Origin of the sequence: Bacillus sp. AFS077874 (assembly GCF_002566505.1) — a bacterium.
GTDB lineage: Bacteria > Bacillota > Bacilli > Bacillales > Bacillaceae_G > Gottfriedia.
Map to the genome: position 1 here is coordinate 1 of NZ_NUYF01000058.1, position 25,344 is coordinate 25,344.

The 25,344-nt window shown below is 32.9% G+C and carries 22 protein-coding genes and 3 pseudogenes; 18 read left to right on the forward strand and 7 right to left on the reverse strand.

Annotation, left to right across the window (positions count from 1 at the left end; all coding sequences use genetic code 11):
* Window positions 1-389: 389 nt before the first annotated feature.
* From desA to COJ46_RS22940, 3 genes are all read left to right on the forward strand, one after another.
* Entirely contained in the window at window positions 390-1,415 is a 1,026-nt protein-coding gene (gene desA / locus COJ46_RS22930; RefSeq protein ID WP_097976886.1) for a Delta(5) desaturase DesA, read from the forward strand.
* 104 nt (window positions 1,416-1,519) lie between these two features.
* Entirely contained in the window at window positions 1,520-2,656 is a 1,137-nt protein-coding gene (locus COJ46_RS22935) for a sensor histidine kinase (RefSeq protein ID WP_097976888.1), read from the forward strand.
* On the forward strand, window positions 2,653-3,252 hold the full coding sequence (locus COJ46_RS22940) for a response regulator transcription factor (RefSeq protein WP_097976890.1): 600 nt from the start codon (window positions 2,653-2,655) through the stop codon (window positions 3,250-3,252). Before COJ46_RS22935 ends, COJ46_RS22940 begins: the two co-directional genes overlap by 4 nt.
* Window positions 3,253-3,358: 106 nt before the next feature.
* Here the strand turns inward: COJ46_RS22940 and COJ46_RS22945 are convergent, their stop codons facing one another.
* Window positions 3,359-4,219, reverse strand: coding sequence for an alpha/beta fold hydrolase (locus COJ46_RS22945; protein WP_097976892.1), 861 nt, complete (start codon window positions 4,217-4,219; stop codon window positions 3,359-3,361).
* A gap of 300 nt (window positions 4,220-4,519) precedes the next feature.
* On the opposite strand from COJ46_RS22945, the gene COJ46_RS22950 reads away from it, so the two are divergent.
* Window positions 4,520-4,759, forward strand: coding sequence for a hypothetical protein (locus COJ46_RS22950; protein ID WP_097976893.1), 240 nt, complete (start codon window positions 4,520-4,522; stop codon window positions 4,757-4,759).
* Between the two features lie 42 nt (window positions 4,760-4,801).
* Window positions 4,802-5,671, forward strand: a complete 870-nt coding sequence (locus COJ46_RS22955) for a proline iminopeptidase-family hydrolase (protein ID WP_098566379.1) — start codon at window positions 4,802-4,804, stop codon at window positions 5,669-5,671.
* A 770-nt stretch (window positions 5,672-6,441) separates the two neighbouring features.
* Here the strand turns inward: COJ46_RS22955 and COJ46_RS22960 are convergent.
* Window positions 6,442-7,089, reverse strand: a complete 648-nt coding sequence (locus tag COJ46_RS22960; protein WP_097976896.1) for a 2OG-Fe(II) oxygenase — start codon at window positions 7,087-7,089, stop codon at window positions 6,442-6,444.
* A 471-nt stretch (window positions 7,090-7,560) separates the two neighbouring features.
* Window positions 7,561-8,388, reverse strand: coding sequence for a 5'-nucleotidase, lipoprotein e(P4) family (locus COJ46_RS22965; RefSeq protein WP_097976898.1), 828 nt, complete (start codon window positions 8,386-8,388; stop codon window positions 7,561-7,563).
* 217 nt (window positions 8,389-8,605) lie between these two features.
* Between COJ46_RS22965 and COJ46_RS22970 the strand changes: the two genes are divergently transcribed.
* Window positions 8,606-9,070 (forward strand): GNAT family N-acetyltransferase, encoded by a 465-nt coding sequence (locus COJ46_RS22970; protein WP_097976900.1) that lies wholly within the window; start codon window positions 8,606-8,608, stop codon window positions 9,068-9,070.
* A gap of 1,478 nt (window positions 9,071-10,548) precedes the next feature.
* Window positions 10,549-12,507 carry a fructose-1,6-bisphosphatase gene (locus COJ46_RS22980; protein ID WP_098566380.1) on the forward strand — a complete coding sequence of 653 codons (1,959 nt, stop codon included), beginning with the start codon at window positions 10,549-10,551 and terminating at the stop codon, window positions 12,505-12,507.
* Window positions 12,508-12,704: 197 nt separating this feature from the next.
* On the opposite strand, the gene COJ46_RS22985 is transcribed toward COJ46_RS22980, so the two are convergent.
* Window positions 12,705-13,769, reverse strand: coding sequence for an FUSC family protein (locus COJ46_RS22985; protein WP_098566381.1), 1,065 nt, complete (start codon window positions 13,767-13,769; stop codon window positions 12,705-12,707).
* Between the two features lie 280 nt (window positions 13,770-14,049).
* Window positions 14,050-14,181 (reverse strand): annotated as a pseudogene (locus COJ46_RS25160) (IS1595 family transposase); the annotation flags it as partial.
* A gap of 693 nt (window positions 14,182-14,874) precedes the next feature.
* Between COJ46_RS25160 and COJ46_RS22990 the strand changes: the two are divergent.
* The 8 genes and pseudogenes from COJ46_RS22990 (at window position 14,875) to COJ46_RS23030 (ending at window position 21,447) form a co-directional block, all read left to right on the forward strand.
* Window positions 14,875-16,344: an MFS transporter gene (locus tag COJ46_RS22990; RefSeq protein ID WP_097976907.1), complete on the forward strand. Its 1,470-nt coding sequence runs from the start codon at window positions 14,875-14,877 to the stop codon at window positions 16,342-16,344.
* An 89-nt stretch (window positions 16,345-16,433) separates the two neighbouring features.
* The gene (locus COJ46_RS22995; protein WP_097976908.1) at window positions 16,434-16,958 is read left to right on the forward strand and encodes an NAD(P)H-dependent oxidoreductase; all 525 of its coding nucleotides are present in this window, start codon (window positions 16,434-16,436) and stop codon (window positions 16,956-16,958) included.
* Between the two features lie 80 nt (window positions 16,959-17,038).
* Window positions 17,039-17,461: a universal stress protein gene (locus tag COJ46_RS23000; RefSeq protein WP_176522562.1), complete on the forward strand. Its 423-nt coding sequence runs from the start codon at window positions 17,039-17,041 to the stop codon at window positions 17,459-17,461.
* Between the two features lie 125 nt (window positions 17,462-17,586).
* A complete protein-coding gene (locus COJ46_RS23005) occupies window positions 17,587-17,841 on the forward strand; it encodes an aldo/keto reductase (RefSeq protein WP_483294975.1) in 255 nt (84 codons plus the stop codon).
* 231 nt (window positions 17,842-18,072) lie between these two features.
* Window positions 18,073-18,621 (forward strand): TetR/AcrR family transcriptional regulator, encoded by a 549-nt coding sequence (locus tag COJ46_RS23010; RefSeq protein WP_097976914.1) that lies wholly within the window; start codon window positions 18,073-18,075, stop codon window positions 18,619-18,621.
* Between the two features lie 251 nt (window positions 18,622-18,872).
* Window positions 18,873-20,108, forward strand: coding sequence for a beta-ketoacyl-ACP synthase II (gene fabF / locus COJ46_RS23015; RefSeq protein WP_097976916.1), 1,236 nt, complete (start codon window positions 18,873-18,875; stop codon window positions 20,106-20,108).
* A gap of 91 nt (window positions 20,109-20,199) precedes the next feature.
* Window positions 20,200-20,423, forward strand: a pseudogene (locus COJ46_RS25165) (FGGY family carbohydrate kinase); the annotation flags it as partial.
* Window positions 20,424-20,871: 448 nt separating this feature from the next.
* Window positions 20,872-21,447 (forward strand): annotated as a pseudogene (locus tag COJ46_RS23030) (TetR/AcrR family transcriptional regulator).
* 168 nt (window positions 21,448-21,615) lie between these two features.
* On the opposite strand, the gene COJ46_RS23035 reads toward COJ46_RS23030, so the two are convergent.
* The gene (locus COJ46_RS23035; RefSeq protein WP_097976918.1) at window positions 21,616-21,873 is read right to left on the reverse strand and encodes a hypothetical protein; all 258 of its coding nucleotides are present in this window, start codon (window positions 21,871-21,873) and stop codon (window positions 21,616-21,618) included.
* A 1,055-nt stretch (window positions 21,874-22,928) separates the two neighbouring features.
* On the opposite strand from COJ46_RS23035, the gene COJ46_RS23040 reads away from it, so the two are divergent.
* From COJ46_RS23040 to COJ46_RS24710, 3 genes are all read left to right on the forward strand, one after another.
* Complete coding sequence (locus COJ46_RS23040) at window positions 22,929-23,708, forward strand: alpha/beta fold hydrolase (RefSeq protein WP_097976920.1); 780 nt, start codon at window positions 22,929-22,931, stop codon at window positions 23,706-23,708.
* A 27-nt stretch (window positions 23,709-23,735) separates the two neighbouring features.
* Window positions 23,736-24,074 carry an NIPSNAP family protein gene (locus tag COJ46_RS23045; protein WP_176522563.1) on the forward strand — a complete coding sequence of 113 codons (339 nt, stop codon included), beginning with the start codon at window positions 23,736-23,738 and terminating at the stop codon, window positions 24,072-24,074.
* 293 nt (window positions 24,075-24,367) lie between these two features.
* The gene (locus COJ46_RS24710; protein ID WP_176522564.1) at window positions 24,368-24,520 is read left to right on the forward strand and encodes a hypothetical protein; all 153 of its coding nucleotides are present in this window, start codon (window positions 24,368-24,370) and stop codon (window positions 24,518-24,520) included.
* Window positions 24,521-24,741: 221 nt separating this feature from the next.
* On the opposite strand, the gene COJ46_RS23050 is transcribed toward COJ46_RS24710, so the two are convergent.
* Complete coding sequence (locus COJ46_RS23050) at window positions 24,742-25,206, reverse strand: hypothetical protein (RefSeq protein ID WP_097976923.1); 465 nt, start codon at window positions 25,204-25,206, stop codon at window positions 24,742-24,744.
* Window positions 25,207-25,344: the final 138 nt, after the last annotated feature.

Here is a 25,344-nt window from a genome sequence, read left to right on the forward strand (position 1 = left end):
AGCGGGAAGGCTGAGACCCCGCAGGCTTGCCGAGGAGGCTCAGGTCTCTCCCCATGGAAAGCGAGCATCCTGTAATGGAAATCAACATCACTTTACTCCTTTTACGAAAATTTGATAATTAATTGACAAGATTGTTTTTCAACAGCGTGAAAAAGTAATACTATTTGAGTATTACTTTTTTTTATGAAAAAAACTATAATATTTACCAAAAAATTAAACATTCTAATTAATATGTTTAGATAAAATCGAGATTGAAAGTAAGCGTTTAATTTAATATGACATTTGTCATCTTTTTCATATGACGCCTGCTACTACCACTAGGAAAATTAACATATATAATTAGGATAATATAATAATGAAAAGTTACAACATTAGGAAGGAACTTCTAAATGTCAAAAGAAAATCAAAAGAGTTTACGAAAGCAAATTATTCCTTATGAAAAATCAAATTTAAAAGCTAGTATTTGGCAAATGATTAATACTTTTATTCCATTTATCTTCTTGTGGTATCTTGCTTATAAAAGTATTTCTATTTCAGTAGTATTAACGATCTTTATTGATATAGTTGCTGCACTATTCTTAATAAGGATATTTATTATCTTCCATGACTGTTGTCATCAATCGTTTTTTAAGAATAAAACAGCAAATAAAGTTCTTGGCACAATTACAGGCGTTGTTACATTATTTCCTTTCAGCCAGTGGAAGCATAGTCATTCAGTCCACCATGCGACCAGTGGTAACTTAGATAAGCGTGGAATTGGAGATATGTGGGTTTTAACTGTTGAAGAGTACGTTGCAGCACCTTTCTGGACAAAAATACAATATCGTCTATACCGTAATCCATTAATCATGTTTGGTTTAGGACCAATTTATATTGTATTAATTTCCAATCGATTCAATACGAAAAATGCAAAATTAAAAGAAAGACTAAACACTTATTTAACGAATATTTTAATTGTTGGGGTTTCAGCTTTATTTTGCTATACAATTGGTTGGGAAAATTATTTAATAGTGGAAGGTCCGATCTTTTTCATTTCGGCAGTATTAGGAATTTGGCTTTTCTATGTACAGCACCAATTTGAAGACACTTATTTTGAAGAAGATGCGAATTGGGAATATGTAAAAGCAGCGGTTGAGGGAAGCTCTTTTTATAAACTTCCAAAATTATTACAATGGATAACTGGTAATATTGGATACCACCATGTTCATCATTTAAGTCCAAGGGTACCGAATTATAATTTAGAGTCTGTTCATAATAATACGCTTCCATTACAAAATGTACCGACGATTACACTAAAAACAAGTTTTACATCTTTAAAATTCAGATTATGGGATGAAGAAACAAAGCAATTTGTAGGATTTAAAGATATAAAATCAATCTATAAAGTAAATCGCGAAAGTTCAGACACTGTCTGAACTTTTGATGTATTTTATTTACATTTTTATAAAGATTAACTTTGCTTAAATATGATAAGATTGTTAAAGTAGGTCACAAAATGTTTGAATAATGAGGTAAATTTATGTTTAAAAGATATTTAGTTTTCCTAAAAAGTACAGGAATCTCACCATATATTTGGACAGTTTTAGGAATATTGCCATTTTATTTTATTTTTCTTTCTGCTCATTCCACTTTAAGAATCATAATCGGGATTTTACTAACAATATCATTTTTTATAATCTATCGATTGGCGTACAGATCAAAAGGATGGTCAATTTTTCTATGGTCATCCATCTTAATCATCATATCCACTTCAATGAATATACTTTTTAGCTATGTATATTTTGCATTTTTTATAGCTTATATGATTGGAAAGAGAAAAAATCGAGCTACTTTTTTAACTTTATATATCCTTCATTTAGTCATCACTACAATATCAATCAACATCACGATTATCCTTCAAGAAGAATTAATCATTAGGCAACTTCCATTTATTATCATTACTTGGATTAGCGTTATTTTATTACCATTTAGTCTTTACAGTCGAAATGAAAGAGGGCAATTGGAAGAAAAGTTAGTAGATGCTAATAAACGTATATCAGATCTTGTAAAACTAGAAGAACGTCAAAGAATTGCTCGTGATTTACATGATACACTAGGTCAAAAACTTTCTCTGATTGGCTTAAAAAGTGACTTAGCTAGAAAGTTAATTACAAAGGATCCGGATTTAGCTCAAAATGAATTAAAGGATGTACAACAAACGGCCAGAACAGCTTTAAATGAGGTTCGAAAAATCGTTTCTCAAATGAGAGGGATTCGAATTAAAGACGAAATAATAAGAATTAAGCAAATTCTACATGCTGCTGAAATTACAGTTGAATGTAACGAAAACTTTCAACTTTCAAATGTTTCCTTACTGACAGAAAATATTGTCAGTATGTGCTTAAAGGAAGCCGTAACAAATGTTGTAAAACATAGTAGTGCCACTTTATGTAAAATATCAATTAAACAAATGAAAAATGAAATAATTTTTTCGGTAATAGATAATGGAGTTGGTTGTAAATTGGAAAAGTTTACAACTGGCTATGGGTTAATTGGAATGAAGGAACGACTCGAATTTGTGAATGGAACATTAGAGGTAAACTGTGAAAACGGGATGACTTTAATTATGACAGTTCCAATCGATGTAAAACAAATTGAAGTGGAGGAACTAGTATGATTAGGATCGTAATTGCTGAAGACCAACGAATGCTATTAGGTGCTCTTGGTTCTTTACTTAATCTAGAAGATGATATGGAAGTTATTGGTCAAGCATCAAATGGAGAAGAAGCAGTTAAACTAGTCAAGCAATTACAACCTGACATTTGTATAATGGATATTGAAATGCCTGGTAAAACTGGACTTGAAGCTGCAGAAGAATTAAAAGCTTTAGATTGTAAAGTGATTATTTTAACAACTTTTGCTAGATCAGGTTATTTTCAAAGAGCATTAAAAGCGGGTGTAAAAGGCTATTTATTAAAGGATAGTCCAAGTGAAGAGTTAGCAAGTTCAATTAGAAGTATTATTGCCGGGAAGAGAATTTATGCTCCAGAACTTATGGATGATGTATACGCTGAAGAAAATCCGTTAACTGACCGTGAAAAAGAAGTTTTAGAACTAGTAGCGGATGGTAAAAACACACAAGAAATTGCGGATGAATTGAGTCTGAAAACAGGAACAGTTAGAAATTATATATCTATGATTTTGGACAAATTAGAGGTTAAAAATAGAATCGAAGCTATAAAACAATCAAAAGAAAAAGGTTGGTTTAAGTGAAGTTAATGGCAGGAAGAATAAAAACAAGAAAAGCAGGTAGGGAAAGAATTGAAAACAAAATTTTTCAATCCTAAAAGGCCTAAATCCTGCATTCCTTGATCACCATTTAGTTTCCTGCTTTTCTTTTTTCTTTTTTTCTAGATTTTGTTTTTCCTTTTCCAGATTTTTGTACTTCCTTAAAAAATTCGTCTAGCTCCTGATTGAACTTATCTGTTTCTTCCAAAAATAAAAGATGACTACTATTATAAAATGGAACAAATTTTGAACCTTTTATATTTTTTTGTATAAACTCACCAGCGGCTAATGGAAAAAATCCATGACTACCAAAACAAATTAATGTTGGAATATCAACATTACAAAGAGTATCCCGATAATCTACAGCCGTTTGATTAAACACGATTGTACTTGCAATCGCTGCAGGTAATTTATTCATTTCTTTTAAGATCCATTTATGTTCTTTTGGATCAGGTTGATCCATATACATACCATATATAAAATCACTATTAAATTTGTTCTGATCTTCTTGGATCGACTGCATTACATTTTTTAAAATCGTAAAATCAAATGCTCCAAACTCCCAATCTGGCCATATATAATCGGATGCAGATTGATCAACAACTGTTAGCGCCTTAATATTTTTACTCCCAAATTGATTAACATAATCCCACAATACAAAAGCTCCCATTGACCAACCTACTAAAATTACATCCTTTAAATCTAGTTTTTCAATAAAGCATTTTAAATCACGAGCGTACTGTGCCACTGTGTGCCCATATTGAACTTTTGAGGACTTACCATGTGCTCGTAAGTCTAAAGTAATGACGCGATAATTTTTACTAAAATACGGTACTTGTTTATGAAAAAACTTACTACTCATCATTACTCCATGAACAAAAACAACTGTTTGACCTTCTCCGTGATCTTCATAGTAGAGCTTTGTATGAGAATCAAGTTCTACATATGCCAATAAAATCGCCCCCATTGGCTTTTAAATGCCTTACTTTCCTATATTATTTCATCTCATAATATTTCATGACTTTTACGCAATTTCTTTGAATAAGGCTGTTTAAGTAAAAATAACTATTTTTAATCACCTTAACTTGTAATTACATAATGTTTTTCTATTTAAAATAGAAATGTGGTAAAATTCAGATAAATATAGAATTTCCAAGTTTAAATATGAAATAATACCTATCGTTTATTTTTTTATCGGAATCATCTTTAAATTTTTTCCTGTAATACATAAAACTGACTAGGGTGTGAATTAGTGGAACATGCTGGATTCTATTGGGTAGGTTTAATCTTTTGGTTGTTAATTAGTTCTGGATTTATTCTTTTAGTTTTAGGACTATGGAAAAAATCCTGGAAAACATTAATATTAAGCGGAGTTGCATTAATACTACCAACACTATATATTGGTGGCGTAGAGAGTTGGTTTAAGTTGGTTGCATTTCTTCCAATGATTCCATTAGCACTTGCTTATATTATTAAAAAAACCAATGGTTGAATGAGTATTAATTTACTGTTTGAATGAAAAGGAGAGAAATAAATGAATGTGATTGAGGGTTTTATTGAAGTAACAGGCGGGAAAGTGTGGTATCAGTTTCATAATAAAAATTCATCTAAAATCCCTGTTGTTGTTTTACATGGAGGGCCTGGATCATCGCATTATTCCATGCAAGGTCTACACGTATTAGCAGAAGATCGCCCAGTTATTTTTTATGATCAGTTAGGCTGTGGAAAGTCTGACCGTCCAAAAGATACTTCTTTATGGAATATTGATAGATTTGTGGAAGAATTAGCTCAAATCCGAGTAGCTCTTTCGCTTGATGAGTTTCATATACTTGGTCATTCATGGGGTACAACACTTGCTGCAGCTTATTATTTATCGAAACCAGATGGAGTGAAAAGTATAATCTTCTCAAGCCCTTGTTTAAGCGCCCCATTATGGGCTGAGGATCAGGACCGAAATCGAAAACTACTCCCGCTTGATGTACAAGAAACATTAATAAAGTGCGAGGAAAACGGAACAATAGATTCAGAAGATTACAAAAATGCCAACGCTGTATTTAACAAGCATTTTGTTTGCAGATTTGATCCATATCCAGAATTCCTAAAAAAAGGAAAACACTACAGAAATCCAGAAGTATACAATATTATGTGGGGTCCATCCGAGTTTCATGTAACTGGAAACTTAAAGGATTTTGACTGCACTTCAAAATTAAAAGACATCCAAATCCCTACAATGTACACTTGCGGTAGATACGATGAAGCTACACCTAAATCAACAGAATATTTCAGCGAGCTAACGCCTAATGCAAAATTCCACGTTTTTGAGCAAAGTGCACATATGCCGTACATAGAAGAGCCAGAAGAGTATATTCGAGTAGTTGAAGGCTTTTTGAAGGAAGTTGAATGAACAAATGATTTGTGAAACGTAAGGTCGATACCTTGCGTTTTTTTGATGCTGATTTCCGTTGAGCGTTAATGAGTCGGGGAATTAGGGGGATAATGTTTGTAGTAACTCATGAGGTGTTTATGGGTTAGTAAAATAAGAAAAAAATAGAATTATAGTAACTCATGGGGGATTCATGAGGAAGTAAAAAAGGAAAAAAGTGATTTATAGTACCTCATAGAGTGTTCATGAGGAAGTAAAAAAGGAAAAAAATGATCTATAGTACCTCATAGAGTGTTCATGAGGAAGTTAAAAAGGAAAAATGAGTGCTATAGTACCTCATAGAGTGTTCATGAGGAAGTTAAAAAGGAAAAAAGTGATTTATAGTACCTCATAGAGCGTTCATGAGGAAGTAAAAAAGGAAAAAAGTAATTTATAGAACCTCATAGAGTGTTCATGAGGAAGTTAAAAAGGAAAAAAATGATTTATAGTACCTCATAGAGTGTTCATGAGGAAGTTAAAAAGGAAAAATGAGTGCTATAGTACCTCATAAGGGGTTCATGAGGAAGTAAAAAAGAAAAAAAGTGATTTATAGTACCTCATAGAGTGTTCATAAGGAAGTAAAAAAGGAAAAAAGTGATCTATAGTACCTCATAGAGTGTATATGGCTACTGGAAAAACAATAATGAATACAGTATACATAAAAATAGGACCGAATATTATTAGAATTATCTGAAATATAAGGTCCTAAATATACAAAATATTAACTTTAAAACCTATTTATTTTTTTAATACTAACGAATACGTTGTCGTCTCATCCACTGAGTCGCAACCCATTTTTCTCCGCTAATAACAGGACTACCTGCATGAATCGTTAGTTCATTGATTGCTTCGTCCTGATAAAAATATTCGAAGTATAAAGCAGTGCCTTTTTTGGCGGTAACAGAATAATTAAGTGTAGGAAAAATCGTTTCTCCGCCTTCTTCCACATCATTTAAATAGAGAATAAGTGTACTGATCCTATTATTATTTGTCCGATGATTAGAAAAGTAATCGAAATGCGGTTTATACTGCTGACCAGGCTCGTAATGAAGAATTTGTAATGGTTCTGCATGTTCGATTGGAATATTCATAATCGTTTCGACTCGTTTTTCAATGCGTTTGATCAGTTCCGTTTCACTTTCCTCAAAAAACATACCACTACTTGTTCGCATCTCATTTTCCACATGAGTTAACCCAATTTTTGACCGTTTCATACGTAATTTTGCATGGTTTATTAGCTCGTCACATTCTTCATCACTTAAAACATTATCAAGTAAGACAACTAACGGTTCCTCTTTCCGAGAAAGTATCTCAATCTCGCGATCAATTGTTTGGATAATCGGGCCAGTATGATTAAAAATGGTTTGTTCGGTTTCCTTTAAATTTCCTACTTCTAACATTTTGTCACATCTCCTTGTATATTTCATTAATACAAATCCTAGGAAAAATTGGTGAGATCATTGCTTTGAACAAATTTCGCAAATCATTTTTGTAGAAAAGAAAAAACTAAAATTAAGATTGTTGAATCAAGGCTACAATATCCGTAGACAAAAAAACTGTTTTTAGAATAAATTCCTCATTGTGTCGGCATTTTCCTGCTTAAATCAAAGCCTATCAGACTAATGTTTAAAGAAAATTTTTAAAAAAATTTAAGGGCATATTAATTGTGGTAATTCGGGAGTATTGTCGAATTTAAATGTATTAAACTCCGTAGTATTGATAAAAAGGGGGATATGTTTGAGTTAAATAATACAAGAAATGATATAATTTAATCATATGAAAATAGTAATTATCCAATCAAATATTGGATTTTTAATAAAGAAAAAAGGTCAGATAAGTTAAAACTAACTCATCTAACCTTAGGAAGCTATCTATTTCATTGGCTGTAATGCCTTATAACGATCGACTGCTTTTTCATCTGGAGTTTTTGACATTTTGTAATGATAGATCGCATCTTCCCAGTCTCCATACATCGGATTTGGTAATTGGATATACTTTATACCTAGGTCCTTTGCAATTTTATCGACATTATCTTTTCGAGTTTTCAAATCCGCTTTATAAAAAATATCTGATAAATCGTTTGAATTATCGCCTACTAACATAACAATTTCATGAGTTTTTGCAATCTCTGCTTGTCGTGGTCCTTTTTGAGCTGTATCTGTTTTTAAAAATAAATGTTTTGAGTCGACATTCGGTAATCCATGTAAATTCAAATTTTTAATTGTGTCATCTCGTGTTTTTTCAGGACGATTTGTAAGATAAAAAACATCCACATTCATTTTTTTCGCTGCGAGCAAGAAATCTTTTGCACCTGGGATTAAATCAGCTTTTGCCATATGGATCCATTCATCCCAGCCTTGTGGGTAGGAAGTATTATTTTTAATGGACCAAGCAGTATCAGGGGAATTATCAAGGATTGTTTCATCAATGTCTAAAACTACTGCGGCTGGTTTTGCCTTTTTATTTAATTTATCACTTGCTTTCTTTTTAACCATTGTTTCAGCAAGCTCTTCTTTTGCTTGATTATAAATTTGAATTTGCAAAGCTTTATTTTCCGCAGAGGATTGAAACCAATTAGTAGACATAACATTATGTTCTTGTGTGCTTCTTGCAAATTCAGCTTTACTAAAACCAATGCCAGCCAATGAACCAAATGCAAATGCAAATAAGATAGAGAGAATAATAACAATTTTTTTCATAATAATTTCCTTTCATATATATTAAATGTACAAGCTAAATAAAAATTAGGTAGTAAATATGAAAAATTGCTTTTCAAGGTTGTTATTGCCTAAAGACTAAAAAATATTCGCTTTTAATTAAAAATTTCATTTACCGCAATTTCGGAAATTTCTGAATTCGGAAAAGAAAGTGATATGATATAAGGGGGTTAAATTTAAGTTGAAAGGGAGGCTATCGATGACTATTCATTTAGAAATTGTAACAAGAGAAAATTGGGAAGAAGCTTTAAAACTTGATGTAGAAAGTGAACAATTGAATTTTGTTCCTTCGGTTGCAGTATCCATTGCAAAAGTATATATAAAACCAGATGGCGAAAATGTGGAATATATCCCATTTGCAATTTATGATGATCAGAAAATGGTCGGATTTATTATGCATGCATATGAAGAACATACAACAAATAGTTATTGGATAAATGGGTTTTTAATTGATAAACAGTTTCAGGGTAAAGGTTTTGGTAAATTAGCATTTGCTGAAATGATAAAATGGATTGTAAATAAATTTCAGCAATGCAATGAGATTCGTTTAACAGTACATAAAGATAATAAATTAGCTATGAATTTATATAAGCAATCCGGATTTAATCCGACTGGTGACTACTTTGGAGAAGAAGAAGTTTGGAATTACAACGTTAAGAGATAACTGAATTTTACGTATTATTAACTTATGAATAATATGTGAACAATTTTTTAGTTGATAGGAATTAGTACCTATTTTCAAGAAATAGTAGTGTATGTCAAAAAGTAGGGGTATATACGCTATGGAGAAATGGGAACGAAGACTAAGAATTATGTCAAATGTAAAGCTTCATCTTTTCTATAGTTCTACTGTACAAATTATAAATTAGCTCAATGTTGAAGAACATTGGAAAACTATATATAGGTATTTGGAGTATATATTCCAAATGTATCACTTTGTGAATAAGCAGTTGTCAGAGAGTGCCATAGCCTTTGCACAAAACCTCAAGGTGGTCAGATGGTTATATTTTCATTTTATACAAGGATGCATCATTAAGGTGCCATAATTGCAACCTAAGTGGTAAACAGATCAAGTTTTTTCGGTGCTGTAGGAAACCCATACGGTACAAGACTTTCTGTTGATCAGATTGGCGAAATGGTTAGAGAAGATACTCCCATACAAGCAGCCATCAAATATCTAACTAACTTGTTTTTATATTGAAGAAACAGTGAAATTTGTAATTTAAATCTAAAGAGCCATTCGAAATTATTTGATGGCTCTTTTTATATAGGCTAGGTCCTTTCGGAATAAATATTCAACCTAGTTGTTTATAACATTATTATTTAATCTTAAATTCTATTAAAAGTATTTTTCTGTTTGAGGCATTGAAATACCTATATGCCTAAACCCTAATCCAAATAATCCAAATTCTTTTTGTTAGTCGGAATTTGGCTAACAAGCCTCTAGGATCCTCGAACCATACCTCATGTTGTATCCTATTTTTATCCTTATATTGAAAAGATGGGGCTGAAACCTTTTGATCATAGAAGGTTTGACTTTCATTTTTTTTACTTTTTGATAGCATTTTGTGGTGAATATACTACTTATGTACGATTGTTTCCAGAAATTTGCCAATCTTATGCATAGTGTGGAATACCTAAAAGTAATTTTGATTTAGGAACTAAAGACACTTTTAGTATTTCACTATAATCCGAATGAAGGAAATGAGAAAACAGATTATTTAGCTAACGATTTAGAGTGGTTTCTTGCTTCTTCAAAGTTGGAAAATATATTAAAAGAGTTAGATAAAATGAAATTCAATACCTACCTGTAACAGTAGTGAATAAAGAAGATAAGAAGGATAGACTACATTGAAACGATCTAAAAGGTGAGGATGCATTTCCTTTTTTGTAAATAATTGAAAATTATTCAATTATTACCAGTTATTATCATCAACTTTGCGGTGGTCAGCTTCACTGGCATTACCTCTTGTGATCATTCAATACATTTTGTTGAGTACGGATGTTTTTAATGTATATATTTACTCTAAAAATGTAATCTACTATTATAAGATACAATCGAGTTTTATTTGATCATGTAAGTATTAAGCCCAATCTTCGAGAGAAAAAGAATGAAGAAATTATAAAGGAGATACCATAAAGTTGAACATAAATTACTTAGATTTACTGGCTCTTAAATATGATAGTGAAGAAAAAGTGGTAACTGAAATAATTAATCTTGAAGCCACCCTAAATCTGCCAAAGGGGACAGAGCATTTTGTCAGTGATTTACACGGGGAATATCAAGCTTTTCAACATGTGTTAAGAAATGGTTCGGGTAGAGTAAAAGAGAAAATAAGAGACCTATTCCAAGATGAACTATCTGATACAGAACTTAATGAATTTGCGACGTTAGTTTATTATCCTGAAGAAAAATTAAAGTTAATTAGAGATAAGTGTGTAAATAAACAAGAATTACATCAATGGTACACAGAAACCATTGACCGTATGATAAAGCTAATTTCTTATTCCTCATCTAAATATACACGTTCAAAGTTACATAAAGCATTGCCTCAAGAGTTTGTTTATATAATAGAAGAGCTACTTTACAAAACGGATGAATCCACAAATAAGAAACTATATTATTCAAAAATAGTCCAACAAATTATTTCTCTTGGTCAGGCAGATAAGCTCATTACAGGTCTGGCATATTCTACTCAGCGGTTGGTAGTTGACCATCTTCATGTCGTGGGTGATATTTATGATCGCGGACCTGAACCTGATAAAATTATGGATACTTTAATTAATTATCATTCTGTTGATATTCAATGGGGAAATCATGATGCCCTTTGGATCGGTGCCTTTGCTGGGTCAAAGGTTTGCCTAGCTAATATTATTCGTATCTGTGCTCGATACGACAATTTAAGTATAATTGAAGACGTGTATGGAATAAATCTTATACCACTTCTAAATCTTGCGGATAAGTACTATGAGGACAATCTAGCGTTTAGACCAAAGAGCAATTCGGATAAAAAAAAGTCTGATCATGAACTTTTGCAAATCACAAAAATCCATCAAGCAATTGCAATTATTCAGTTTAAACTTGAAATGCCAATCATAAAGAGACGCCCGTATTTTAATATGTCAGAAAGGCTTTTGCTTGAAAAAATTAATTATGACAAAAATGAAATAAAAATGAATGGGAAAACTTACCCATTAGAAAATACTTGCTTCGCGACCATTAATCCAGATAATCCTAGTGAATTATTAAAGGAAGAAGAGCAAGTCATGGACAGACTATTGTTTTTTGTCCAGCATTCAGAAAAATTGGCCAGACATATGAATTTTCTCATGAAGAAAGGCAGTCTTTATTTGAAATATAATGGGAACTTATTAATACATGGATGCATCCCAATTGATGAAAAAGGAAATATGGAAAAAATGGTAATTGAAAATCATACCTATGCAGGTCGTGATTTACTTGATATTTTTGAACATTATTTACGACATGCTTTTGCACATCCTGAAGAGACGGATGATCTTGCAACAGATATGGTCTGGTATTTATGGACAGGAGAATATTCATCATTATTTGGGAAAAGAGCAATGACGACCTTTGAAAGGTATTTTATTAAAGACAAAGAAACCCATAAAGAGATTAAGAATCCCTACTACCATTTACGAGAAAAAGAGGAAATCTGCAGTAAAATTTTAGCAGAAATGAATCTTTATCCTAACATAGGTCATATAATAAACGGCCATACACCTGTTAAAGAAATAAAAGGAGAGAATCCAATTAAAGCAAACGGAAAGTTGATTGTCATTGATGGAGGATTTTCCAAGGCTTATCAATTAACAACTGGTATTGCTGGATACACTTTATTATATAATTCCTGCGGTATACAACTTGTCGCCCATGAAAAATTTAATTCAAAAAAAGATGTTCTACTAAAAGGGTCAGATGTTTTATCAGTAAAGAGATTGGTGGAAAAAGAACTCGAGAGAAAAAAGGTTCTAGAAACTAATGAGGGAGAGCGATTATCACAGGAAATATCCGTTTTAAAAAGTCTGTTGGAAAATCGCTATAGGAGCTTAGATCAATCATTACAATCTAATGATTAAAGACTTTATATAAACATAAACGAATTATGCCATGACCTTTATTAAATCATAGTAAAGCAGCGGAAATTCTGAATTCGGAAAATCAATACAATTAACAAAAAAATGGCGTACCGCTTCTTGGTACGCCATTTTAAATTTTGAATATCTCTATATTGAACTAACGTCTCTGTTAGATGAGTAAACAATTTCATATTAGTTCAGCGAACAGAAAGCTTTCTTTCTGTAACATGACGAGCACCACCTTCTACTTCGTCTAATATGCGGTGGAGGTCGGTTAACATAGAACCAAATTCCCTCAGACTTTTTAATGATTGAATATCTTTGATATGCAACAAACATAGACTTTGGTGCTTCTTTGCTTCTTCTAATGCAAGCTTCAGAGCTTCCCTTAAGTCATTTGAAGAGTTGATTTCCTGTTTTGCAACTAATTCAATACAAATAGCTGTGGATTTCATTGCTTCAATGAAGTAATGATTTGGGTGATTTTCCTGTTCTAGGTCGACCAGCGCACGTGCGATGCCACGAATTTGACTCGTAATTCTTTCGAATCGGAGAATGATATTAGACAAAGCTATAACACGGGAACGTCTATTACGTAACAGTGGACTGTATCGCAAACTCTGAAGGGAAACTTGTACAGCTTGATACGTTTTTTCCGTTTCATGTAAAAGTTCTTGAACATACGGCATATCGACAGGACTTAAGCTTTGTACCTGATATGCAAAAGCGAGGTTTTTAAGTACCGTTGAGGCGTAATCACTCAAGTACAAAACTTTTTTCTCTGCATCTGGAATGGGATTAGGTGGAATCACCACGGTATTGATCAATACGGCGATTACGCATCCAAAAATGGTTTCAACGATTCTATCAACGGCGTAACCCTGCATTCCCCCGAACGCTAAGACAAGTAGTGTACTTACAGCCACTTGAGAGATAATCTGTGGATGCAACCTTATTGCAGTAGAGAACGCCATCCCAACGCATACGACAAGAGCGACAGTGAGATAATTAACAGGAAGCCAATGTCCAACGATGATGCTGACAATAACCCCAACAACAACACCACTGACTCGATATATTCCTTTATTAATGGAATCGAAGACAGTTACCTGTACAGTAAGAATAGCACCGAGTGCGGCAAAATACGGATAGTGGCTGTGGTATACCGTTGATGCTACTAACCAGGACAATCCAGCTGCGAGAGCTGTTTTAATGACATATAGAGTTAAACCTAATCTATAAAAGATGTTTAAACTTGTAATTCGAAATCACCTCGTTATGATACGTCGTCTCCACAATGGGTGCAACCCACAGTTATACATCATTATGAAAGAATCCTAACAGCGATTTAGTCGGTGACAGCGTTGTATGATTACTCCAATAGCGGAGCTTTTATGGGTGGTTTCCTAAGAACAATCGAAATTAAGACATTTAAATTTATAATGAAACCCACTTGCAAAAAACGTTTTATTAAATTTATTTCCTTACATTAAAAGTACTCCTTCTTTTTAGCATACTCACAATTGGAAATTATATTTTTCACTATTCGACAATGAAATTTGACTTCCTAAGACTATCATAGGTTTCCTCCACAGGGAAAATGCATGCGTAAATAAGCATATCTTTCAAATTTGCCTTTGTAGATTGTTTCTTGGAAGTGTTCAGAGAGAAATGACCTAAAATCAATTATTTGAACCCGATTTGGAATGAAAAAATTACTGCAAAAGGTGAGGTTATAAAGAAAGGAAAGACTATTGGGCTAATCAAGTGCGATGTTTTTGATGAAGGTGGTTCATTAGTTGCCCATGCTTTAAGTACGGGTATGATCCTTCTTGGTGAAAATTCAGTAGGAAGATAAAAAAGCACCAAAAAGTGATTTTAGAATTAGACGGTGAAGTATTTATTAAAAAAGCAGAAAAAAGTTCTAACGTCGATTCGATTAAAGCTGGTAAGGTCGGACTCCAATGAAATAGGGAGGGGAGAGTAATTCTGCTCTGATCAGCTTGACACTTACCTACTAGTAAGTTAAAATACAGTGGTGGAAATCGAAAAACACAAATTTTAGGCCTGGCACTAAAACTTATTCCGGAAAAAAGGTTATGTTGCCATAAGTTATGTTATCCATGTATAAACTCCTTATTGATGTCCATATTATACTCATATCAACCAACATGGCGTTTCTGGAATCCATGAGCGGGACCATGTATAAGAGGTGCTTTGCAATATAAACGAATATTGGGAAAGAATGTATTCCCAAGTTCTGAATCAAATAAACAGTCTTTTTAAAAATTAAAAGGCAGTTTTTCTAGGAACATAACTTGCCAACTAGTAAGTAAAATAAAATTGAGAAAGTAGGAATTTTCTAAAATGAAAAGAATGCTTTTGGTTTATCTTATAATGTCCTGCTGTGCAACATTTATTACACCGTTATTTCCTTTGTACAGTGAACATTATCAAATGAATAGTCTGCAAATTACGATTTTGTTTGCCGTTTATGCCGCTATCCTACTGCCGACCTTGCTTGTTGTAGGAGCCAAAGGGAGCGCCTGGGGATTGAAGAGGGTGCTTCGCTGCAGTATATGGATTTCTATTGCCTCTACGTTGCTCTTTCTAGGCAGTTTTGATGTTTGGATGCTCTATGCTGCAAGAATTTTGGAAGGTATTGCTTATGGTTCTTTTACAGGTACTGCCGCTGCATTTTTAATTAAACAAATTTCTCCTAATAAAGTAAGTACAGCTATCAAGTTATCAGGAGCAACGATACTCATCGGATTTGGCCTAGGTCCAGCTATTACTGGTTTAATTTTGCAATATTTACATCTGCAGCCCCTTAGAGTACCATTCTGGTTTTTACTTGTAATGTTAATTACTTCTTTAGTAATTCTGGAAACTCTTCCTAAGCATGAGGATTCCCTCATGCAGAAACCGGTTAAGACTAAGATATCACTTGGAGTACCTAATAGTATTCGTTCACATTTTTGGTCATTTGCTGCACTGCCGATCTTTACTGTTTTCACAATTCAAGGAATTGCGTTATCCCTGATACCTTCTTTCGTCAGAAATGTCATTCACACTTCAAATCTTGCCTTTTCAGGGATTATAATCTTGTTGCTTCTTGGAGGAGGGGCTTTGGCTCAGTTCGTTCCTTGGCCGAGTCATCCAGTCTCACGGATGCGCTTTGGAATCTTACTACTTGCTATTGGATCATGGGGCATTGTATTTGCTGGTCTGACAGCGAATTTATTATGGGTATGGGCCAGCATATTCATTCAAGCAATTGGCGGTGGGTGGACGTTTCAAGTTGCTTTAAGGTTTGCCAGCCAGTTGCCGAAACCGGAAGAACGTCCGCGAGTCATTTCGGCATTTTATTTATGCGCCTACTCCGGATTCATAATTCCTCCTATTGGAGTCGGAGTGCTGACTCAATTTTTTAGCTTGAACTTCTCATTGATTATTCTAAATTTGTTTGCTGCGCTAATCGTTATCTATGTATTGATTTATTCAGTCAAATTTAATCGTTATTATTCTAAAGTTACGGTTGAGGAAACCCAGGTAAAAAATGAAAAAACGCTATTAAGTAGGGAAGCTGCTGCAAGTTTTGAAACAGAACCTGGTACTGAAACGTCTAACCAACGGAAAACTTTAAGCTATGATGAAAAGAATGCTGATTTTGATTTCCGCAAGGCTATCCAAGAAATCAAACGAGGGACTTTACATCCAAAAGCTTCGTTAGAACATGGGGACAGAATTATTAACGATAGGGAATTTCGTGAGGTTCTTAGTGCGTTAATCAAAAATGGAAAAATCCTAGAGGCAGATGAGCCCATGGATGATTAAATTTATCGGGATGCTATTCGAAGGTTCCAGCACAATTTCTAAATGAATTACTAAAATCAATTATTTAATTTAACGGAGGAGATACAACAATGAAAATATCTGTAGTATTTGACAGTGATAACGGACATACCCAAGCATTAGCGGAGGCCATTACCGAAGGGGCAAAAAGTGTCAACGGTGCGGAGGTATATATAAATCATGTCAATAATGCAAACGTAAAAGATCTTGAAGATATGGACGCCATTATTTGGGGATGCCCGGGACACTTTGGAACGATAAGTGCAGGTTTAAAAACCTGGATAGACAAATTAGGTTATCTGTGGGCCCACGGGAAATTAATAGGGAAAATAGGCGCTGTATTTTGTACCACGGCTACCACTCATGGCGGAGTCGAAGCCACAATGTTAAACTTGATTACTCCGATGCTGCATCAAGGAATGATCATTGTCGGATTACCCGGAAACATTCCGGAAAATGCCACCTATGGCTCCTACTATGGGGTTGGGATTACATGTCCGGTTGATGAATCTGATAACATCCTTAATGAAAATGATCTTGCTTTAGGAAGGGCCCTTGGAAAACGTGTGGCCGAAACAACCAAAAAGTTTGTTTGAAATTCTAAAGTTACATCACAATAATCACAGTCATGTGTTTTATTATAAAAATAAGATTTTATAAAAAGGAGAGTGAGAACATGTATGAACGGTTTTTGGTTCCAGTTGACGGGTCCGAACACTCCAAACATGCATTGAAATCGGCTAGTTGGTTGGCGCAAAACGTTGGGATAAATGCCCGTATAACGCTACTTCATATTATTCCTAATAACAATATCAATACAGTTGCTTATGGAGTGGATAGTGAACAATTGCAAATAGAGGAAGTTAGGAGGATTTTAGAAGAATCCGCACAAGTCCTTTCAGAGTCATTAATACAATATGATAGCGAATACCATATTGGAGATCCTTCAGAGATGATATGTAAGAAGGCAAAAGAGGGAGATTACGACCTGATTGTAATGGGCAGCAGGGGACTTAGCCTCTTTTCAGAGCTGCTCGTGGGAAGTGTAAGCCATAAAGTAGTCCAGCACGCGCATTGTGCTGTAATGATTGTAAAGTAAATATGAGGTGATCGTTACCCCAAGTACTAAGATTAAAAGTACAAGAAGTAAGCTAGCTCGTATTTCCCGCTTGCTTCAGGATTTTAACGGGCAACTATAACAAACATACCGATCTAAGTGAAAAAATGAGAAAACGCCCGCAATTCCGGGAGGGCGTTTATGAGGAGAACCTAGAAAAAATCGAGAAAGTTCGTAAAATTGCCAGTGAAAAAGGGTCTGAAATTGCCCATGTCGTTCTTGCCTGGTATTTAACCCGTGAAGCCATTGACGTCATCATTCCGGGAGCAAAAAGGGAAGTACAAGTCTTGCATAATCTGAAAACACTGGAAGTCCATTTAAAGAATGAAGAAATTCAAGAAATTGACCGGATTTTTTCCTGAAAATAGTATAATGGCCTTTGAAAAAAACACTCATCTGAGTGTTTTTTTCTTATAATTTTTAAGACAAAAGTCATCCGCAAAACCTACACAATTTGTTAAATATCTACGACTATTTTTGTATTTTTGAGAAATAAAACAAAACTGATTGTAATGCTATATTGACACAAGAAGAAGAGAGGATGAAATCGGACTGCACTTGACACTTACCTACTAGTAGGTTATGATGCAATCATGGAAAATAGAAAAACACAAATTACCGATCTGGCACTTAAATTAATACGTGAAAAAGGTTATGTAGCCATTAGCTATGATGATTTATCCAAACAATTGGGTGTGACGAAAGCTAGCATCCATTATCATTTTGAAAAAAAGGAGGATTTGGGAGTTGCCGTTACTGAGCGGTTGCTTCAAAATTTGCAGGACTTTTCATCGTTAATTACGAATTCTAAGATGACTGTTGAAGAAAAGATCAATCATTTTTTAGAGAGACAAATCGTTTTAAGCGATGGTGGGATATGCCCTATATCATCTCTCCAGTCTGATATTGAATCCCTTCCTGAAAAAATAAGGCAAAATGTAGAGGAAATCAGTCAGTTAGAAATAACGATTTTTAAAAATATTCTTAAGGAAACAATGAATGAAAGGCGAGTCGAAGAAATTGAATCATTAGCTTTTGCCATCGTGTCATGTATGAAAGGAGCAATACAATACGAACGGGTTCTGGGAAAGAAGATATTGCCGCAAGCAATGAATGAAATAAACCGCCTTATAAAAGGTTAAAAGGCGGTTTTAAGTGAGTTATTCTTACCTACTAATAGGCAAGAATGGACAGCTTAGCGACATTGTAGATTCTGCGTAGGGACTTGCTTATGCGACTAAGCTTGATGAGGGTTATTTCTCATTTTAAGCATCAAAGGCGGATGACAATGAAAAAGTGTATTATGAGATGGTTTCTAGTCTAAAATATTGGAATAACTTAATGAGCTTTTGAAGTAGTCATGCGAAAAAGGAATGACAGGAGAGTGTTGTTGATGGCACGAAGGGTTGTAGTGACAGGATATGGAGTCGTTTCACCGTTAGGAAATACAATTGAAGCCTTCTGGAAGAACATTAAAGAAGGTAATTCAGGCATCAAAAGAATTGAATCTGATGACTATAACAATATTAGTACCCAAATTGCAGGCTATATTACCGACTTTGTCGCAGAGCAATATATGGATAAAAAAGAACAAGAGAAATATGACTTATTCATACAGTATGCTGTTGCTGCTGCTCAACAAGCTTTAGAACAGGCGAATCTAGATTTACAAAATGTTAATAAGGATCGATTAGGGGTTTATATAGGTTCAGGTATTGGAGGAATTAATACTACATTAGATAATAATAAAGCTTTGCTTGAAAGGGGACCAAGAAAAGTTTCTCCATTTATGGTCCCAATGATGATCAGTAATATGGCGTCAGGAATAATATCTATAAAAACTGGTTTTAAAGGGCCTAGCTTTTCGCCTGTTTCTGCTTGTGCAACAGGGAATCAAGCAATTGGGGAGGCTTTTTTAAATATTAGACACGGTTATGCTGATGGCATATTAGCTGGTGGGGCTGAAGCTCCTATTAATCCACTATCTTTTGTTGGATTCTCAAGAATGAGAGCAATGTCTACTTCTAATGATTTTCCAGAAAAGGCAAGTCGCCCATTTGACAAAGGGCGTAATGGCTTTGTCATGTCTGAAGGAGCGGGTGTTTTATTCCTGGAAGAATATGAACATGCGAGGGAAAGAGGAGCGACAATTTTAGGAGAAATCGTAGGTTATGGTTCTACAACAGATGCATATCATATTACTTCCCCTGATTACAATGGGGCCGCAAATGCCATGAAATTGGCTTTAGATATGGGAAATATTCGATTGACTGATGTGGATTATATAAATGCACATGGTACAAGTACCCCTGAAGGAGATAAATCAGAGACCAATGCGATTAAAAGTGTTTTCGGTGCTCATGCTTATAACTTAAAGGTAAGTTCTACTAAATCAATGACTGGGCACCTTTTTGGAGCAGCAGGTGGGATTGAGGCTGTAATAACCCTCAAAAGTATCATGGAAGATATAGCTCCTCCAACGATAAATTATGATACACCAGATGAAGAGTGTGATTTAGATTATGTTCCAAACCATGCTGTTAACATGAAAATAAACTATGCTATTTCTAATGGCTTTGGTTTTGGAGGACATAATGCAGTGTTGGCATTTAAGAAATTTTCAATATAGATCAGAATGTTTTACGTGAAGGAGAGAAGCTCATCTTGAGCTTCTCTCTTTAATTAGGAAGCAGTGAAAAATTCTTTGAAAGGAGGAAGAAATCGTGAGTTCAAAATATAGGATAGGTGTAGGTATCGGAACTACTAGTACAAAATCTGTTCTATTTTCAAACACGGTACTGTTATATCAAGCCATGGAATTGTATATCCTTTGCATTCTCCTACATCGGAAACGGCGGAACAAGACCCTGAAGAGATCTTTCAGGCCGTGATAAACACCATTAAGAAAGTTGTACAAGCAAGCCATGTCGAGCCTAATGAATTAAGGGCCATGAATGATTTATATTCCATAATCGTTCGAATAGTTCGAAATAGGATAAAAAACGGAGAAATCATTCCTACAATAGATTCTGAAACTTTTACAACTATATTTATATCCACAATTGAGGAATCTCTTATGATGACAAAGATATATTATGACCCCATTTTTATAAACCGCTCTATTGGCTTCTTAAGAGATTACCTAACTAAACTTGAAACGACGAATAATAAAGATTGAGTTAAGATTGCAACTATCATTCCAGGTTTTTCAGTTGATGAACCATTCATAGAACTTGAGAAAAAACTCATGTTACCCTCGTGGCTAGAACCAAAAAGAGAATATTTAGATTCGAGAAACCTTTATCTGTCACACTCCTTTAATAAAAGTGCTTTATTGATTTTTCAATGTTTATTTTTTATTATGCTATAATGTTTCAAAAGGAGGTACCAGCGTGGCTAGACATAAAGAATTTCATGAAAAGGAAGCATTACAAAAAGCAATGGAACTATTTAGGTATCAAGGTTACGAAAAAACCTCATTGCAAGATCTTGTTTCTCATATGGGGATTCATCGAAGAAGTTTATATGATACATTTGGTGACAAACATACTTTGTTCATTAAAGCATTAGAACTTTATGATAACACTATGAAGAAAAAAATTGATATACAAGTTTAGAATTTATCATCTGTGAAAGATACTATTAGAAGTATATTAGAAATGGTCATTTCTCAAGATAATGAAAAATCAATTGGATGTTTGATAGTAAATAGTGCAGTTGAGTTGGCTTTACATGATCAAGAAGTGGCAGAAAAAGTTGAACGAAATTTTTCTAAAACAGAAAAGATTATACTTGAATTACTATTACGTGGACAAAATTCAGGTGAAATCCCTAAACACCATGATATAGAAAAACTATCTCAGTTTATTAATAATTCTTTTGTAGGTTTACGAGTATTAGCAAAAACAACTAACGATAAACATAAACTAAAAAATATTGTTGATATGACACTCTCTATATTAGATTAATTATTTAAAATTGTTAGATTTTATTTTAAAAGACGGAAAAGGGTGCTAGACAATTGAAAATGATAAATGTGGTGTATGAGATGAGTTTATGTGGGACATCATTTTGGTACTAACAAAAGGCCTCTTGATTCAGAATATGCAAACTTGTATTGTAAGAAATCAAAAAATCTAAGCCTTATTTTCATTATTATGAGAAACTGGTAGAAGCTCTGGTTCAAAAGCTAATGTAACCATTCTATTGAGAGAAACGTATCTCGGATCATTGTCAGGTTTACCATTGTTCAATAAAAAAGAAATTGCATTTGCTTGCCCTAAAGCAAAAAAAGAGGCATTAGCATTTTTTTCGACTATAGATTCCTCAAGCATTTTATAAATATTATCTAATTGTTCATTAAGGTACTCAGTTGTAATTAATTCTGCTGTCATAAAAACACTCCTTAAATTTCTATATAAAGTGTTTATTCGTCAAAAAGAATATGAAACCTTCAGGGTAGGGAGACTAGTATATAAAAATAAACTCTTTCAACATAATACTAATTTAGTTGATATAGTTATAGAATTGTATAATTTGCACATTACAAAGTGCTCAAAAGTGAAATCTGGACTCTAAGCTTGCAAAGTTTTACGGGTTTCAGTACCTAAATTATCTGATTACATTCTAATTTAATATTTTAATCAAATCTTCTTAATATAAATAAAACCTTTCAATGGACAGTTTACACCCCATTTTTTTACGTATTTTAATCCATTCAAGTAAATTTTAATTTTGTTGTTAATCATGTTCTAGGGATTCATCTTATACAGTTGAAGATTGTATCACATGGAGATATTCTTTCACCGATGGTATAAAGTACAAGTTTACATTCATCTAAAAGATTGTATCTTGTCTCATTATTTGTTTGAATTTCTCTAGATACAGCATCATGCATTTATTCTGTATTGTTTTGTTCATTGTGATATAGTATTTGCTATTAATGCCTTTAAATCCCTTAAGTTCAAGGTCCTCGAACTATTGTTCTGTGGAGTGCTGTCCTCGCACGGAGGCTTTGTCCACTAATTAAGAATGTACACTCGCCTTACTAATAAATTTTAATATCACTTTGAACACCGTTCAAAACTATACACACAATGTCAATAAAATAATTTCCTATAACTATAATAGTTATATATTTAATAAGCATTAATAGTAATAAATATTAGGGATATACTTTCCTACAATCTTTACTCATAATATTTAAGTTTATCTTTAAAAATAAAATGGTATTATTTTATTTTTTAATAAGTAAATATACTTTTAACTAATGTTTTTATTCAATAAATAAAATGAGAAATTGAAATTAATATATAGTTTGTTACTAAAAATATACAATAGTTTAATTATATTAAAAATTATATATCATAAAAATCAATGAAAAAATTTAAGGGAATTAAAGGTTTATATAAAATTAGGGGTTTTGTTTTTTCACAATTTTTATTATTAGTTGCTAAACTGTGTCACACATAATTACTCTGAGTTTAATGATACTGGAGATTATTTTGCCAATTCATTTACTAAATTATTTAAAGTATTTTTAATAAATTTAAGAGAAACGGGTAATTCTGAAAAAGCACATTTTCCTTATGAATTGAGTATGTTAGAAACAATTTTTGATTTAGAAGAAATTAGGAAATCATTAGTTTATTCATCCTGGAATTTTGCTGGACATTCTACCGGTGGAATGCTTGGAATCATTTATGCGATCTATTTTTCAAATTCTTTAAATCATAATATTATCGTTGGGGCTGCAGCAAGAGACTATGCAACATTTTCAAAAAACTGTATTTATAACCGGGCTCATCCGCAATTTAATAACATGCAAGAATTAATTGAAAGATTAAAAAGTAATGAATTGTCTAATGAAGAAAGAAAAGCGCTATTAATTGAGCGGACAAAGCTATCTTTACATAAGCCTGAACGATACTATGACTATTTTAATTTACCAATCTCTAAAAAAATGTCTGAAATTCGACTTAATTATTTTAATAGGGAATATCAAATTTACGATGTAACAAAAAAGTTAGCATTAATAAGCTGTCCAACTTTAATCATTTGTGGCAAACATGATGTACAATGTCCAATCGAATATTCAGAAGAAATGGCTGAAGGAATAGAAAAATCGAAATTAGTCATTTTAAATGAAAGTAATCATTATCCATTTTTAGAAGAGAAGGAACTATTTTTTAAGGAAGTAAATCAATTTATTAAAAAAACGCTTGTCTAAATTCACTTTATGGAGTGGAAAATAAAAATGATCTATAGAAAGAAGTCTTATAAAATAAACCCAGAAAAATTATTACAATTTAATGATTTTTTTCATCAATATTTATATCCGAATCAAATTAAGCATGGCGCTAAATTGATTGGCAGGTGGGTAAACGAATCGAATGATAAAATTGAAGCGATTTGGCAATATGAAAGTATTGAACAGTATGAGCAGATTGAAATGATGATAAGGGAATCTGAGCTTCATCTAAAAGCAATAGAGAAAAGGGCTCAGATAGGTAAATTATATATAGAAAGTCATCAAGAATTTCTTACTTCAACTTCACCAATTGGAACATATGAACTTCCTAAACACAATGTTTAGAGTGAGTAGGTTATTATAAATGATAACTGAGTAGTCATATTTGTTCAAAACGAGAATCGTTCAGATATAATAGAAATGCCTGGGGGCAAGTAGAATTGATAATCGATTTGAAGTAAAACAAGAAATTTAGAAATAATCAACCAATAATCACTACAAAGCGATTCAAATGAATCGTTTTTTTTTTTTTTTTTGAATTGTTAGAAAATGGTTAATTCATGGTAAAATATTTTTAATATAAAATAGTCTTAAATATGTCCAAAATTATTTAACTTTTCATTTAAGGAGAATACAAAATGAATTTGCCAGTCCTTTTCGTTATTATTGCGTTTTTTTTATCATTAGTTTGTGGTTCTGGATTTAGTCCATTGTTAATAACAAATGTTTTACTTGCCTTAATCGCAGGGATATTATATGAACGTAGAGAAGAAAAACAAGTTAATGAATAATTTACTAAAGCTGGAGGATTAAAGTTGTTATCAATTCATTTAAAAAGACGCTGAGATACGGTAATTATTGAAGAGGATGATTTAAAAGAAATAAATTTTGGTGAAGAAAAAGAGTTTGAATTTCAATTACTATGCGATACAGCTCATTTGGATCGTATTTAATTTTTTTTACTAAAATATGATAGCCTACCTAATTTAAAAGAGGTAGGCTATTTTAATGATCAAATTGATTGGATAGATTTTTCATTTTTATTGAATTTGCTTACTTCTTGATCAATCACTTTAATTAATAGGATTGTAACTAATACAAAAACAACATCTATAAAATAGATTAAAATGTTTAAATAAGTTTCCTGTAGCATTATACCAAGCATTGCTCCCATCATTCCACCCATAATTCCAGTAGTTATACCTTCTAGTACAGCCATTAATGATAAAGGTTTACCCGTTAAGTATCCTATTAATATGCCTGCAGTCATTGAAATAATTGTAGGGATTGTTAAATCTGTATTCCGAAAAAAAATACCAAAGATTGTACCCACGGTGACACTTGTCATCATTGAATTCGTCATACTGATCATTTTTCCAGCTGTACAAGAAAGTTTTTCTTTTTTTCTATTTGCGATTAAGATGACATATGATGAAAGTAAAACAGTTAAGACAATGCTAGCCCATTCTAAGAACATTAAGTTAAACTCCTCCCTATGTAGGATCCTTAGTTGATTGAGTTATAACGTTCAATTATATGTTGAAAAAGCTTAATTGTATGATGAGATTACAATAATTTTATTTTTAATTTATGCTTTCACATTTTATCACAAATT

What these genes read in the sequence shown, in the direction of transcription:
- COJ46_RS22940 (WP_097976890.1), top strand. Translation starts at nt 2,653, where the DNA reads ATGATTAGGATCGTAATTGCTGAAGACCAACGAATGCTATTAGGTGCT.
- COJ46_RS22970 (WP_097976900.1), top strand. Translation starts at nt 8,606, where the DNA reads ATGACTATTCATTTAGAAATTGTAACAAGAGAAAATTGGGAAGAAGCT.
- COJ46_RS22960 (WP_097976896.1), bottom strand. Translation starts at nt 7,089, where the DNA reads ATGTTAGAAGTAGGAAATTTAAAGGAAACCGAACAAACCATTTTTAAT.
- COJ46_RS22935 (WP_097976888.1), top strand. Translation starts at nt 1,520, where the DNA reads ATGTTTAAAAGATATTTAGTTTTCCTAAAAAGTACAGGAATCTCACCA.
- COJ46_RS22965 (WP_097976898.1), bottom strand. Translation starts at nt 8,388, where the DNA reads ATGAAAAAAATTGTTATTATTCTCTCTATCTTATTTGCATTTGCATTT.
- COJ46_RS23010 (WP_097976914.1), top strand. Translation starts at nt 18,073, where the DNA reads ATGGAAAATAGAAAAACACAAATTACCGATCTGGCACTTAAATTAATA.
- COJ46_RS22955 (WP_098566379.1), top strand. Translation starts at nt 4,802, where the DNA reads ATGAATGTGATTGAGGGTTTTATTGAAGTAACAGGCGGGAAAGTGTGG.
- desA (WP_097976886.1), top strand. Translation starts at nt 390, where the DNA reads ATGTCAAAAGAAAATCAAAAGAGTTTACGAAAGCAAATTATTCCTTAT.
- COJ46_RS22990 (WP_097976907.1), top strand. Translation starts at nt 14,875, where the DNA reads ATGAAAAGAATGCTTTTGGTTTATCTTATAATGTCCTGCTGTGCAACA.
- COJ46_RS22995 (WP_097976908.1), top strand. Translation starts at nt 16,434, where the DNA reads ATGAAAATATCTGTAGTATTTGACAGTGATAACGGACATACCCAAGCA.
- COJ46_RS23045 (WP_176522563.1), top strand. Translation starts at nt 23,736, where the DNA reads ATGATCTATAGAAAGAAGTCTTATAAAATAAACCCAGAAAAATTATTA.
- COJ46_RS23050 (WP_097976923.1), bottom strand. Translation starts at nt 25,206, where the DNA reads ATGTTCTTAGAATGGGCTAGCATTGTCTTAACTGTTTTACTTTCATCA.
- COJ46_RS23000 (WP_176522562.1), top strand. Translation starts at nt 17,039, where the DNA reads ATGTATGAACGGTTTTTGGTTCCAGTTGACGGGTCCGAACACTCCAAA.
- fabF (WP_097976916.1), top strand. Translation starts at nt 18,873, where the DNA reads ATGGCACGAAGGGTTGTAGTGACAGGATATGGAGTCGTTTCACCGTTA.
- COJ46_RS23005 (WP_483294975.1), top strand. Translation starts at nt 17,587, where the DNA reads ATGAGAAAACGCCCGCAATTCCGGGAGGGCGTTTATGAGGAGAACCTA.
- COJ46_RS24710 (WP_176522564.1), top strand. Translation starts at nt 24,368, where the DNA reads ATGAATTTGCCAGTCCTTTTCGTTATTATTGCGTTTTTTTTATCATTA.
- COJ46_RS23035 (WP_097976918.1), bottom strand. Translation starts at nt 21,873, where the DNA reads ATGACAGCAGAATTAATTACAACTGAGTACCTTAATGAACAATTAGAT.